Raw genomic sequence first — 13144 nt, 5'->3', positions numbered from 1 at the left:
CATGGCGCGTTTCTTCATCGACCGGCCGATCTTCGCCTGGGTGATCTCGCTCGGCATCCTGCTGTCGGGCTTCATTGCCCTGCGTACCTTGCCGATCGAACAATATCCCGAGGTCGCCCCGCCTTCGCTGGCGATCAGCGTGGTCTATCCCGGCGCCGATGCCCAGACGCTCGAGCAGAACGTCACGCAGGTCATCGAACAGCAGCTCAATGGCGTCGAGGGTTTCCTCTACATGGCCTCGTCGAGCCTTTCGAACGGCACTGCCTCGATCACGTTGACCTTCGAAGCGGGCACCGACATCGATATCGCGCAGACCGAGGTGCAGAACCGGCTGAGCACGGTCGAGGCCCGGCTGCCCGAAGAAGTCCGCCGCCAGGGTATTAATGTGCGCCAGGCGAACGCCGGCTTCCTGATGATCGTCGCGCTGACTTCGGAATCGGGAACGCTCGACTCGACCGATCTCGGCAATATCGCCTCCACCCAGGTGATCGACGAATTGCGCCGTGTGACCGGCGTCGGCGATGTCACGCTGTTCGGCTCCGAATATGCGATGCGCATCTGGCTCGATCCCGAAAAGCTGGCTTCCTACAATCTTTCGCCCAGCGCAGTTGTAGCCGCGATCCGCGAGCAGAACGCCCAGACCGCGGGCGGTTCGCTGGGAGCCCTGCCCTTGCAGGAAGGCCAGCAGATCACCGCCACGATCACGACCGAGAACCGCTTCGAGACCGAGGACGAGTTCCGGCGGATCATCCTGCGCGCAGATGCGGGCGGCGCCAGCGTGCGGCTGGGCGATGTTGCGCGGGTCGAGATCGGTGCACAAAGCTATGCCACATCGACCACGCTCGACGGCCAGGCGATGGCCGGCATGGCGGTACAGCTGGCGACCGGCGCCAATGCGCTGGCCACTGCCGAGGGCGTCAATGAACGGATGGCGGAAATCGGCGCGGGCTTGCCCAACGATGTCGCCTGGTCGATTCCTTACGACACCACGCCCTTTGTCGAGGCCTCGGTCGAGGAAGTGGTCAAGACGCTGATCGAAGCCATGGCGCTGGTCTTCCTGGTCATGTTCCTGTTCCTGCAGAACTGGCGCGCGACACTGATCCCGACGCTGGTCGTCCCGATCGCGCTGGCTGGCGCTTGCCTGGGCCTGTGGCTGTTCGGCTTTTCGATCAACGTGCTGACGCTGTTCGGCATGGTGCTGGCAATCGGTATCCTTGTCGATGATGCGATCGTGGTCATCGAGAATGTCGAGCGGATAATGCGCGAGGAAGGGCTCGGCCCGCTCGAGGCGACGCGCAAGGCGATGGACCAGATCACCGGCGCGATCGTCGGTATCACACTGGTCCTCATCGCGGTGTTCCTGCCGATGGCCTTCTTCCCCGGTTCGACCGGTGGGATCTACCGCCAGTTCTCGGTCACACTCGCGATCTCGATCTTCTTCTCCGCCGTGCTGGCGCTTTCGCTGACCCCGGCATTGTGCGCGACTTTCCTGCGCATGGAAGACGTGCAGGATCATGACGGGACCGAAGAAGCCGAGCCGGACGAGCCACGCCCGCTGCCCGACGGCTGGCGCGGCCGGGTCGAACAGGCCCGCCACGCGTCGGGGCGCTTTTTCGGCGGCTTCAACCGCTGGTTCGCGCGGATGACCGAGAAATACGGCCGCACGAACTCCGCGATCCTCGGTCGCCCGATGCGTGGGCTCGCGGTCTTCCTGCTGCTGGCGGGGATCACCGGCCTGCTGTTCGTCCGCCTGCCGGGCGGGTTCCTCCCGACCGAAGACCAGGGCTATGTCATCACCGTGGTGCAATCGCCCACCGGCTCGACGCAGGAACGGCTCGATGAAGCGATCGAACCGGTCGAGGCATTCTGGCAATCGCGCGAAGAAACCGAACGCGTAGTCGTGGTCCGCGGTTTCAGTTTCTTCGGCCAAGGCCAGAACAACGCCATGATGTTCACCCCGCTCAAGGAGTGGGGCGAGCGCAGCGGAGCCGAAAGTTCCGCCGAGGGTCTGGTCGGCCAGGCCATGGAGACGTTCATGGGGCTCGACAATGCGCTGGCCTTCGCCATCCAGCCGCCTCCGATCCAGTCGCTCGGCCAGGCCAGCGGTTTCACGATGAAGCTGCAGGACCGCGCCGGCCTTGGCCGCGATGCGCTGACCGACGCGCGCAACCAATTGCTGGGCATGGCTTCGCAAAGCGAGACGCTGGCCAATATCCGGCCCGAAGACCAGCCGCCCGCACCCCAGCTGCATGTCGAAGTCGACCGGGTGCAAGCCCGGGCGATGGGCTTGTCGATGGACGATGTGAACAATGCGCTGTCGATCAATTTCGGGTCGGCCTATGCCAATGACTTCAACCGCCAAGGCCGGGTGCTGCAGGTGCTGGTGCAGGCCGATGCGCCGCACCGGATGACGCCCGAGGACGTCCTGTCGCTGCGCATTCCCAATGCCGATGGCGCGCTGGTGCCGTTCAGTTCCTTCGCCACTGCCGAATGGACCGCGGGACCCCCCAGCCTGGCGCGCTACAATGGCTATCCCGCGATGACCATTTCGGGCACCGCAGCCCCCGGTCAATCCTCGGGTGCCGCGTTGATCGAGATGGAACAGCTGGCGAGCCAATTGCCCGCCGGCGTCGACTTCGAATGGACCGGGATCAGCTATGAGGAAAAGCAGGCGGGTGGCCAGATGGGCCTGCTGCTGGGCCTGTCTGTGGTGATCGTCTTCCTCGTGCTGGCCGCGCTTTACGAAAGCTGGTCGGTGCCCTTGTCGGTGCTGCTGATCGTCCCGATGGGTGTGCTCGGCTCCGTGGTGTTCACCATGGCGCGCGGCCTGTCTGCCGACATCTATTTCAATGTCGGGCTGATCACCATCATCGGGCTGGCGGCCAAGAACGCCATCCTGATCGTGGAGTTCGCGATCGAGCAGGAAGACGACGGCAAGAGCCCGCTCGAGGCCGTTAAAACGGCGGCCCTCCTGCGCCTGCGGCCGATCATTATGACCTCGCTCGCCTTCATCCTCGGCATGGTGCCGCTGGTGCTGTCGACGGGGGCCGGCGCAGCCAGCCGTATCGCGGTCGGGACGGGCGTCATGGGCGGCATGATCGCGGCAACGCTGATCGGGATTTTCGTGATCCCGCTGCTCTACCTGCTGATCCGCACCCGCATCGGAAAACGCAAACCCACGCCCGCCAGCGACCTCGAAGGAGAACCGGCATGACCCGCATGTTCTGCGCCAGCATGATGGCGCTGGCGCTGGCCGGCTGCGTCAATATGGCGCCCGATCACGCGCGTCCGCCGCTCGCCAGTGCCGCGGCTTACGATCCCGAGTACCGCCCCGACGGAACGGTCGTCGCCAGCACGCTGTCCTACCGCGACTGGTTTATCGACCCCCGTCTGGTCGCGCTGATCGATACCGCGGTAGCCAACAATCGCGACCTGATTGCCGCGACCGCGCGGATCGAACAAGCGCGCGCGCAGTACCGCATCCAAGACAGCCGCCGCCTGCCCACCGCGGTCGCCAATGCTTCGGCCAACCGCACGCGCACGCCGCTCGGCACGGTGGACCCTGCGGCAACGGGAGCGGTGACCACCGAGCGCTTCGATGTCGGCGTCGGTGTCACATCTTTCGAGCTCGACTTTTGGGGCCGGGTAGCCAATTTGTCCGATGCGGCGCGCGCGCAATATCTGGCGACAGAAGCCACCCAGCGCGCCTTCTATCTCTCGCTGATTGCCGATGTCGCCTCGACCTATTTCGAGCTGCTCGAAACCAATGACCAGATCGACCTCGCCCAGGCCACGCTGGAAAGCCGACAGGAGGGGTTGCGGATCGCGCAATTGCGGCTTGATGCGGGCGTGACTTCGGCGCTGCCGTTTCGGCAGGCGGAAACGCTGCTCACCACGGCCGAGCAGCAGCTGGCAGCGGAGAAACTGGCGCAGGCGCGGCTGCGTAACCAGCTATCGGTGCTGGCCGGCGGCGCGCGTCCGGACGCATTGCCTGCCGCGCTGCAGATGGTCGCGCAGGAAAATGCGATGGTGCTCGATGCGGCGACGCCGTCGGACCTCATGCTGGTCCGGCCCGATATCGTGGCCGCCGAAGAACAGCTGCGCGCCGCGCGCGCCAATATCGGTGCCGCGCGGGCCGCCTTCTTCCCGAGCATTTCGCTGACCGGCAGCGCCGGTTTCGCCTCGAGCGATCTGGGTAATCTGTTCGGTTCGGACGGGTTCAGCTGGTCGTTCGGCCCGTCGATCTCGCTGCCGATCTTCGATTGGGGCGCACGCGAAGCCGATCTCGACCTCGCCCGGGCGCGCGAAACCGAACAGGTCGCGCTGTATGAAAAGGCCGTGCAGACTGCATTCCGCGAAGTATCCGACGGGCTTGCCGGACGCCGCTGGCTGGCCGAACAGGTCGCCGCGCAGGAACAGGGCGTCGCTGCACAGGAACGCATCGCTCGGCTGGCACGCCTGCGCTATCGCGAAGGCGTGGCCGACTACCTCGAAGTCCTCGACGCAGAACGCAATCTGTTCTCCGCGCGCCAGCAATTGCTCACCACGCGCCGGGCCTATCTGCAGAATGGCACGACACTGTTCGTCGCGCTGGGCGGCGGTCTGGAACGCTCTCCCTAAGAGAACCTATGACGGGCTGATCGCCACCTACCCTGCCCCGGATGGACCGCGGCGCGTTTAAAGCCCCACTTTTACACCGGCCCAGACCGTGCGCGGGACGCCGAGGTCGATCGAGCCGCCTTGGTTGCGCGTAACGATGCTCTCGTCGGTGAGGTTCTCGCCGCGCAGGACCAGGGCGATGGTGTCGGTCAGCGGCACCTGGGCGAAGGCATCGAGCGTGGTCGCCGCGGGCAAGAGATCGGTTTCGAGATCGTCTTCGAACTGCGCGCCGACATGGCGCAGCGTGGTCGCCAGCAGCCAGTTCTCGGCCGGGCGCCAAGCCAGCGTCGCGCCGCCGACGAAGCGCGGGGTCTGCGAGGGGCGATTGCCATCGAGCGAAGCTGCGAAGCCCGAACCCTGCGCTTCGGCATCGGTCCACGCCGCCGAGGCATCGAACGACACCTCGCCCAGAGTCGCGGCAATGGATGCCTCGATCCCGCGCGCATGCACCGCATCGATGTTGCGGCGCTGGCGCAAATTGGTGTCGAGCGTGACATTGGCGACGGCGTTCTTCACGCGGTTGTCGAAGGCGGTCAGCGACAGGCCCACACCCTGCGTCGGGGTTACATCCACGCCCAGTTCGAAGCCTTCGAGCCGCTCGTTCTCGAGCGCCGCATTCGCCTGCGTCACCACGGGAAAAACCACGAAGGGCCGGTACAGCTCGTTCAGTGTCGGCAGGCGCAGGCCCGAATAGGCCGCAGCACGCAGCGCCACGCTATCGCTCGCTCGGTAGAGCAGACCGCCGCGGAAAGAGGCGTCCCACCCTGCCCGGTCGGCATAGGTGGTTGTCGATACCAAGGTTCCGGCACCATCGTTCTCGCGATAGAAGCCATCGCGGATCGTCCAGCGGTCGAGCCGCGCGCCCGCGGTCAGCACGAGCGCACCCAGCGTCCAATCATCCTCAACGAACAGACCCAGATCGGTGTTGGTCCCGCCCGCATTGCGGCGAGCGGTGACCGCGCCCGAAAAAGCGCTGATCGCGGTTTCGAACAATTCGCCCTCCGCAAGGCGATAGTCGGCGCCCAGCCGCAGGACATGCGCCCCGCCCACCGGCGGGCGCAGTTCGAACTTCCCACCCAGCCCGGTCGCCGGCGTGTTGCGCTGGTCGAGCACGGGCACGAAACGACTCGAGCTGACCACGATGTTGGTAAAGTTGCGCGCCTGCACATAGCCGATCGCGTCGAATTTCCACGCGCCGCGCCCGACGAGGCGGAGGCTTGCGTCCTGCCCCTCGATGCTGCTGTCGGCGCCTTCGAACCGCAGCGTGCGTTCATCGCGATAGGCCAGCCCGCGAACCTGCAGCTCGATATCCTGCGCGATCGGGGCGACGCCGCGTATTTGCGCGGACCAGCCATCGAAGGCTGCGCGCGCGCTGAGTGGGACGCGGTCGGCTTCGGGCGTGGTGAAGAAGCCCTTCCCGCGATCCCAGCGCCCCGATGCGACCAAAAATCCGCTGCCCAGCTTGGCGCCCGCGCTGCCCGACAGTTCGGTTTCGCCCCGGTCGTTGACGAGCGCCTGTCCGGCAAAGCCATTCAGCGCATCGATCCCGGCGCTTTCCAGCTCGATCGTGCCCGCCAGCGCGCCTGCGCCGAAAGGACCCGATCCACCTCCGCGGGTGACGCGTATCTGCGCAAGCCGCTCGGGCGCGATCGCGCTGAACGGGATATAGCCGAAGAACGGATCGCTCATCGGCACGCCGTCGAGCAGCACCAGCGCCCGGCTGGTGGCATTGCCCCCCAGCGCACGCAGCGTCGCCCCTTGCGCGGAAGCATTGGCCGAACGGCTGTCCGACCGGCGGAACTGCTGGAACCCGGCGACCGTGGACAGCGCATCCTCGATCCGGCCCGAGGGAACCGAGACCAGCTGGTCGCGGTCGATCACCTGCGTATCATAGGCAGGTGCGGCGGGGGGCGTATCGAGACCCGCACCGGTGACGACGATCACCTCGTCCCCTTCCGCGTCCTGCGCGATCGCGGGTTCGACAAGGGTCAGCGCAAGAGCCGTACCGGCCATCAGATATTTCAGCATAGGCATGGCCGCGTGCCCTAACCGGTGATCCGCGCGAAGGCGAGAACAAGCTAATCGTTGCAGCGGCGCGCCGATTGCCTAGAGATGGTCTTGGAAGAGGAGACAGTCGGCATGACCGAGGCAGATGCGCGTTCGCAATGGGTAAAACGGCCCGCTGCAGCGACCGAAGAGACCAATTGCGCGCTTGAGGATTACCAGGCGCTCTATGCCCGAAGCATCGAGGACAGCGATGCTTTCTGGGCCGGGCAGGCCGAGCGGCTCGACTGGATCACCGCGCCGCAGACGGTGGCCAACTGGTCCTATGATCCGGTGTCGATCAAATGGTTCGAGGATGGCGCGCTCAACATCTGCCACAACGCTGTCGACCGGCATGTCGCCGCTGGCCACGGCGAGCGGGTGGCGCTGATCTTCGAGCCCGACGATCCCGCGGGCGAGGTACGCCGGATCACCTATGCCGAGCTGCAGGCCGAAGTCATCCGCATGGCCAATACGCTCAAGGCAATGGGCGTTACCAAGGGCGACCGCGTCACGATCTATATGCCGATGGTTCCCGAAGGCGCTTTCGCCATGCTTGCCTGCGCGCGGATCGGTGCGATCCATTCGGTCATTTTCGGCGGCTTCAGCCCCGAGGCGATCGCTGGCCGGGTCGAGGATTGCCAGAGCGACTGGATCGTCACTGCCGACGAAGGGCTGCGCGGCGGCAAGCGCGTCCCGCTCAAGGCCAATGTCGATGCCGCGCTGGACAAGGTTCCCGCCAAGGCGGTGCTGGTGCTGCGCCACACTGGCGGCGAGGTGTCGATGACTTCCGGCCGCGACCATTGGTATCACGAGCTGTCGGCCGATGTGGCGACCGAATGCCCGTGCGAGCCGATGAATGCCGAAGATCCGCTGTTCATCCTCTACACCTCGGGTTCGACCGGCAGCCCGAAGGGCGTATTGCACACCACCGGCGGCTATGCGGTGTGGACCGAGACGACCTTCCGCTATGTCTTCGACTACCGCGAAGGCGAGGTTTTCTGGTGCACGGCCGATATCGGCTGGGTCACGGGGCACAGCTACATCGTCTATGGCCCGCTGTTGAACGGCGCCACTGCGCTGATGTTCGAAGGCGTACCCAATTACCCCGATCACGACCGGTTCTGGGCGGTCTGCGAAAAGCACGGCGTCAATATCTTCTACACCGCCCCCACCGCGATCCGCGCGTTGATGCGCGAGGGCGAGAGCCATGTGCTGAAGCACGATCTGTCCGATTTGCGGCTGCTCGGCAGCGTCGGCGAACCGATCAATCCCGAGGCCTGGCGCTGGTACCACGACACCGTCGGCAAGGGCGCTCTACCGGTCATCGATACCTGGTGGCAGACCGAAACCGGAGGCGTGATGATCACCACCCTGCCCGGCGCGCATGACATGAAGCCGGGCAGCGCGGGCCGGCCGTTCTTCGGCATCTGTCCGCAGCTGGTCGACAATGAAGGCGACGTGCTCGACGGCGCGGCCTCTGGCAATCTGTGCATCACCCGCAGCTGGCCCGGGCAGGCGCGGACGGTCTATGGCGACCATGCGCGCTTCGTGCAGACCTATTTCAGCACCTATTCGGGCAAGTATTTCACCGGCGATGGCTGCCGCCGTGACCGCGACGGCTATTACTGGATCACCGGCCGCGTGGACGATGTGATCAATGTGTCGGGCCACCGCATGGGGACGGCCGAGGTCGAAAGCGCGCTGGTGCTGCACCCGCAGGTGTCCGAGGCCGCCGTGGTCGGCTTCCCGCACGACATCAAGGGCCAGGGCATCTATTGCTACGTCACGCTCAATGCAGGCGAGGTTGCGGGTGACGATCTGACCGGCCTGTTGCGTGCGCATGTGCGCAAGGAGATCGGCCCGATCGCCACACCCGATCACCTGCATTTCACCCCCGCGCTGCCGAAGACCCGCAGCGGCAAGATCATGCGTCGCATCCTGCGCAAGATCGCCGAAAACGAGTTCGGTTCGCTGGGCGATACATCGACACTCGCCGATCCGAGCGTGGTCGAAGCGCTGATCGAAGGACGGCAGAACCGCTAGGCCCACCGCGAGCCAATCCAGCGATATGCGGGAAACGCCCATATTATCGTTATCGGGTGATTAACCGGGCTTATGCATAAGCCTCATATGAATATGGACCGGGCGTAATGTGGGTGGTGAAACAAATCGCCACGCGGTCGCGTGGCTCGGACTGGCGTGGCTATTTCCTGATCGCCTGCGTCATCATCCTCGCGCTGCTGCTTGCCGGCACCAGCTGGAGCGCATGGCAATCCTCGATTGAACGCGCCGCGGCCGAGGCCCGGCAGGATTACACGCTCGAAGTCCTGCTCGAAACCGATCAATTGCGCACTGCGGCGTTACAGCAGATCCGCGGTGGGCGCGGGTATCTGCTCACGGGCAAACGCATCTTCCTGCACCCCCATACCGAGGGCAAACGCGATGCCGCGACTGCCTATGACCGGCTGTCGGGACTGCTGGCGGACGACACCACCCAGGCGCCCCGCATCAGGGCGCTGAAGACCGATCTCGCCCATCTCGACACCGTCGTCGGATCGATGATCGCCAGCGCCGCCGACGGACGCCAGGCCGATGCGCTACGGACCATGCGCAGCGGCAGCGATCGCGATGCGATCGAAGCGATCATGCGCACACTCGACGATATTCAGGGGACCGAGCGCGCCGCACTCGCCACGCGCACTGCGATTGCGCAAAGTCGAGCGATCGCCAACGAGCGCTATCAATATATGCTCGCGGGTATCGGCCTGCTGCTGCTGTGGCTGTCGATCCTGGCGACCGTCTATGTCCGCAAGGCGCTGGCACGCGAACATGCTGTGCGGCGCGAACTTGAACAATTCGCGCTGACCGATCCGCTGACCGGGCTGCCCAACCGGCGCGCCTTCATGAAAGCGCTGACCCGATCGATGGCCCGGGCCGAATTGGACCGAGACCGCAAGCTCAGCCTCGCCATTTTCGACATCGACCATTTCAAGCGCGTCAACGATTTGTTCGGTCACCCGGCAGGCGATGCGGTGATCAAGGAAGTCGGTGCGCGCGCTGCCAAGGCGCTGCGCCAGCGTGATCTGGTGGGGCGGATCGGCGGCGAGGAATTCGCCGTTCTGCTCCCCCGCGCCGATCTCGAAACCGCAAGGATCGCCTGCGAACGCCTGCGCGAGGCAATTGCCGGGGCACCCATCGTCCATGGCGATGCGATCATCCCCGTCACCGCCAGCGTCGGCATTGCCGAATTCCGCCCGGGCGAGGATAGCGACAATCTGATGATCTGCGCCGACGCCGCGCTTTATGAAGCGAAGACCGGCGGGCGCAACCAGGTCCGGCTCGCCGCCTGACGGTTGCGCACTGAGGCATCGCCGGACTAGGTGGACCGCATGGCAACACCGCGCATCCTGTTCGTCTGCCTCGGCAATATCTGCCGTTCCCCCCTCGCCGAAGCCGCCTTTCGGCAGGCGGCGCGCGAGGCCGGGCTCGAAGTCGAAGTCGATAGCGCCGGGACCGCCGATTACCACGTCGGCGAGCCGCCCGATCCGCGCAGCATTGCCGAGGCGCAGCGGCGCGGCATCGACATCACCGGCTATCGCGGACGACAGCTGCACGCGCAGGACTTCCACGCGTTCGACCATATCCTCGGCATGGATCGGTCGAACATAGCCAATATCGCGCGTGTCGATCCGGGCGACGGCAAGGCCACGGTCGCGATGCTGCTGGATATCGTGCCCGGCCAGGAGGGCCGTGAGGTGGGCGATCCGTGGTATGGCGAAGCCGACGGTTTCAGCGCGACCTGGAACGAGGTGGATGCCGGTGCCCGCGCGCTGCTTGCGGTGCTGCTCGATCAATCATCCTGAGCCTGCCGCGATAGAGGCGCGCAGCCGCTAGCCGCCGCGCAGCGTCTTCACTCCGAAATCGCGCTCGAACAGATAGAGCAGCACGCGCGCCGCTTCGCCGCGCTTGCCTTCAAGACCACCGTCTCGCTCGATCAACAGCCGCGCGTCGTCATGCGCCTTGGGCAGCAAGGCGGTGATCTGTTCCAGCGTCGCCACGCTGAACGCACTGTCGCCCGATTGCCGCGTGCCCAGCAGTTCGCCGCCACCGCGAAGACGCAGATCCTCCTCGGCCAGAAGGAAGCCATCCTGCGTCTGACGCATCAGCTTGAGCCGCTCCTGCGCGGTCTCGGACAGCGTTTCGCCATGCAGCAGCACGCAAAAGGACTTCGCGCTGCCGCGGCCCACGCGCCCGCGCAGCTGGTGCAATTGGGCGAGACCGAACCGCTCGGCCTGTTCGATCACCATCAGTGTGGCATTGGGGACATCGACCCCGACCTCGATCACCGTGGTCGCGACAAGCAGCTTGGCATCGCCGCGCGCAAAGCGTTCCATCGCGGCGTCCTTGATTTCCGAGGCAAGCTGGCCGTGGACCATCACGACATCGTCGCCAAACCGTTCTTTGAGCATCGCATAGCGCGCTTCGGCGGCGGCGATGTCCTCGGGCCCATCCATTTCGCGGACCATCGGGCAGACCCAATAGGCCTGTCGCCCATCGGCGACCTGCGCAGCGAGCCGCTCGACCAGCGCGGGCAGTTTGTCCTGCCCCATCACCACCGTGTCGATCGCCTGCCGCCCGGGCGGCAATTCATCGAGCTGGCTCACGTCGAGCTCGCCATATTGCGCCAGCGTCAGCGTGCGGGGGATCGGGGTCGCGGTCATGGCGAGCACATGCGGCGCGCGCTTGCCCTTGCTCGCCAGCATCAACCGCTGACCGACCCCGAAGCGGTGTTGCTCGTCGATCACCACCATCGCCAGATTGCGATAGGCGACCTTGTCCTGGAAAATCGCATGGGTGCCGACCACCAGGTCGATACTGCCATCGAGCAGCCCCATCAGCGTCGCTTCGCGCGCGCGGCCCTTGTCGCGACCCGTCAGCAGCGCCACCCGCGCGCCGGTGGGTTCGGCCATGCGGCGCAGGCTTTCGAAATGCTGGCGGGCGAGGATCTCGGTCGGCGCGAGAAGCGCCGCCTGCGCCCCCGCCTCGACCGCAATCAGCATCGCTTCGAGCGCGACGACGGTCTTGCCCGCGCCGACATCGCCCTGCAGCAGCCGCAGCATCGGCGCTTCCTGCGCCAGATCGCCTTCGATCTCGGCGACCGAGCGTTTCTGCGCGCCGGTCAGCGGGAATGGCAGGTCGAGCTTGCCGCGATAGCTGCCGTCGCCCTGCAATTGCTGGCCCTTGCGCTTGCGATTGTCCGCGCGGACCAGCATCAGCGCGAGGCTGTTGGCGAGCAATTCGTCATAGGCCAGCCGGTCTCGCGCCGTCGCATTCTCGCCCTTGTGCGCCAGCACCAGCGCATCGCGCCAGCTCGGCCAGCCTTCCTTGTCCACCTGCGACGGCTCGATCCATTCGGGCAGTTCGGGTGATCGCGCGAGCGCCTGATCGACCAGCCCCGCTAGCTTTGGCTGCGTCAGCCCTTCCGACAGACGATAGACCGGTTCGCACAATCGCTGGAGCGTCTCGCCGCCCTCTTCGACCACATGGTCGGGGTGGACGATCTGGAGCATGTCGCCAAAGCGTTCGAGCTTGCCCGCCACCCAGCGGGTCTCGCCCTCGGGAAGCTGTTTCTTCGCGGTATAGGAGGCACGCCCGAAATAGGTCAGCGCGAGCACATTGCCGACCGCATCCTGCGCCAGCACGCGATAGGGCGCGCGCGGGGACCGGCCCCCGCGATGTTCGGTCACGGTCAGCTTGACGACGATCTGCTCGCCCTCGCCCGCCTCGTCCACATTTTCGACCGCGCGGCGCGTCACGAACCGTTCGGGAAGGTGGTAATCGAGGTCGCGCACCCGCGTCAGGCCAAGCTTGTCGAGCGGCTTCTTGAGCTTGGGCCCCACGCCGTCGAGCGTCTCGCTTTCGGCGAACAGCGGATTGAGGATATCGGGGCGCATGGTCATTCCCTAGACCAACGCAAAACTTGCCGTCACCCCCGCGCAGGCGGGGGTCCAGATAAGCTGTAGATATCGCTCGGGGCTGATGTTCGCTGGATCCCTGCCTGCGCAGGGATGACGAGGCGAAAGTTTGGCGCTAGTGGACCCACCATGGTCCAAGCCCTGACATTTGAAGGCCGCAAGCAACGCGCCAAGTTCCGCGCCTGGCATCGCGGCACGCGCGAAGCCGATTACATGATCGGCGGCTTCTTCGACCGCTATCAGGGCAGTTGGGGTGAGGAAGAACTGGCCTGGTTCGAGGCGCTGCTCGAACAGGACGATGTCGATGTCATGGCATGGGCGCTCAAGACGCAGCCCACCCCGCCGCCCTTCGAGGGCCCGTTGATGACGGCGATGCAGGAACTCGACTACGTCGACATTCCGCGTTGACGGGCTAGCCACAGCCCCTATCTCCCATTTCGCACACACCGCACCCCCTTCCCGTC

At 65.5% G+C, this 13144-nt stretch carries 8 protein-coding genes; 6 read left to right on the top strand and 2 right to left on the bottom strand.

Going from position 1 to position 13144, the window contains the following annotated elements; translation table 11 throughout:
• The first annotated feature begins 1 nt into the window (after position 1).
• Positions 2-3214: an efflux RND transporter permease subunit gene (locus N6L26_RS03415; RefSeq protein ID WP_263606649.1), complete on the top strand. Its 3213-nt coding sequence runs from the start codon at positions 2-4 to the stop codon at positions 3212-3214.
• The gene (locus N6L26_RS03410) at positions 3211-4620 is read left to right on the top strand and encodes an efflux transporter outer membrane subunit (RefSeq protein WP_263606648.1); all 1410 of its coding nucleotides are present in this window, start codon (positions 3211-3213) and stop codon (positions 4618-4620) included. The genes N6L26_RS03415 and N6L26_RS03410 overlap by 4 nt, the downstream gene beginning before the upstream one ends.
• A 57-nt stretch (positions 4621-4677) precedes the next feature.
• On the opposite strand, the gene N6L26_RS03405 is transcribed toward N6L26_RS03410, so the two are convergent.
• The gene (locus N6L26_RS03405; RefSeq protein ID WP_263606647.1) at positions 4678-6693 is read right to left on the bottom strand and encodes a TonB-dependent receptor plug domain-containing protein; all 2016 of its coding nucleotides are present in this window, start codon (positions 6691-6693) and stop codon (positions 4678-4680) included.
• A gap of 105 nt (positions 6694-6798) precedes the next feature.
• Here N6L26_RS03405 and acs point away from each other — a divergent pair, with 105 nt between their 5' ends.
• From acs to N6L26_RS03390, 3 genes are all read left to right on the top strand, one after another.
• Positions 6799-8748: an acetate--CoA ligase gene (gene acs, locus N6L26_RS03400; protein WP_263606646.1), complete on the top strand. Its 1950-nt coding sequence runs from the start codon at positions 6799-6801 to the stop codon at positions 8746-8748.
• 107 nt (positions 8749-8855) lie between these two features.
• On the top strand, positions 8856-10055 hold the full coding sequence (locus tag N6L26_RS03395; RefSeq protein WP_263606645.1) for a sensor domain-containing diguanylate cyclase: 1200 nt from the start codon (positions 8856-8858) through the stop codon (positions 10053-10055).
• A 39-nt stretch (positions 10056-10094) separates the two neighbouring features.
• The gene (locus N6L26_RS03390) at positions 10095-10568 is read left to right on the top strand and encodes a low molecular weight protein-tyrosine-phosphatase (RefSeq protein WP_263606644.1); all 474 of its coding nucleotides are present in this window, start codon (positions 10095-10097) and stop codon (positions 10566-10568) included.
• A 27-nt stretch (positions 10569-10595) separates the two neighbouring features.
• On the opposite strand, the gene recG is transcribed toward N6L26_RS03390, so the two are convergent.
• Positions 10596-12659 (bottom strand): ATP-dependent DNA helicase RecG, encoded by a 2064-nt coding sequence (recG, locus tag N6L26_RS03385; protein ID WP_263606643.1) that lies wholly within the window; start codon positions 12657-12659, stop codon positions 10596-10598.
• Positions 12660-12809: 150 nt separating this feature from the next.
• On the opposite strand from recG, the gene N6L26_RS03380 reads away from it, so the two are divergent.
• Positions 12810-13088, top strand: coding sequence for a succinate dehydrogenase assembly factor 2 (locus N6L26_RS03380; protein WP_263606642.1), 279 nt, complete (start codon positions 12810-12812; stop codon positions 13086-13088).
• Positions 13089-13144: the final 56 nt, after the last annotated feature.

Origin of the sequence: Qipengyuania sp. SS22, assembly GCF_025736935.1 — a bacterium.
GTDB lineage: Bacteria > Pseudomonadota > Alphaproteobacteria > Sphingomonadales > Sphingomonadaceae > Qipengyuania.
The sequence above is the reverse complement of the archived record's forward strand: the minus strand, read 5'-3'. Positions and strand labels throughout refer to the sequence as shown.

What these genes read in the sequence shown, in the direction of transcription:
- N6L26_RS03415 (WP_263606649.1), top strand. Translation starts at nt 2, where the DNA reads ATGGCGCGTTTCTTCATCGACCGGCCGATCTTCGCCTGGGTGATCTCG.
- N6L26_RS03410 (WP_263606648.1), top strand. Translation starts at nt 3,211, where the DNA reads ATGACCCGCATGTTCTGCGCCAGCATGATGGCGCTGGCGCTGGCCGGC.
- N6L26_RS03405 (WP_263606647.1), bottom strand. Translation starts at nt 6,693, where the DNA reads ATGCCTATGCTGAAATATCTGATGGCCGGTACGGCTCTTGCGCTGACC.
- acs (WP_263606646.1), top strand. Translation starts at nt 6,799, where the DNA reads ATGACCGAGGCAGATGCGCGTTCGCAATGGGTAAAACGGCCCGCTGCA.
- N6L26_RS03395 (WP_263606645.1), top strand. Translation starts at nt 8,856, where the DNA reads ATGTGGGTGGTGAAACAAATCGCCACGCGGTCGCGTGGCTCGGACTGG.
- N6L26_RS03390 (WP_263606644.1), top strand. Translation starts at nt 10,095, where the DNA reads ATGGCAACACCGCGCATCCTGTTCGTCTGCCTCGGCAATATCTGCCGT.
- recG (WP_263606643.1), bottom strand. Translation starts at nt 12,659, where the DNA reads ATGCGCCCCGATATCCTCAATCCGCTGTTCGCCGAAAGCGAGACGCTC.
- N6L26_RS03380 (WP_263606642.1), top strand. Translation starts at nt 12,810, where the DNA reads ATGGTCCAAGCCCTGACATTTGAAGGCCGCAAGCAACGCGCCAAGTTC.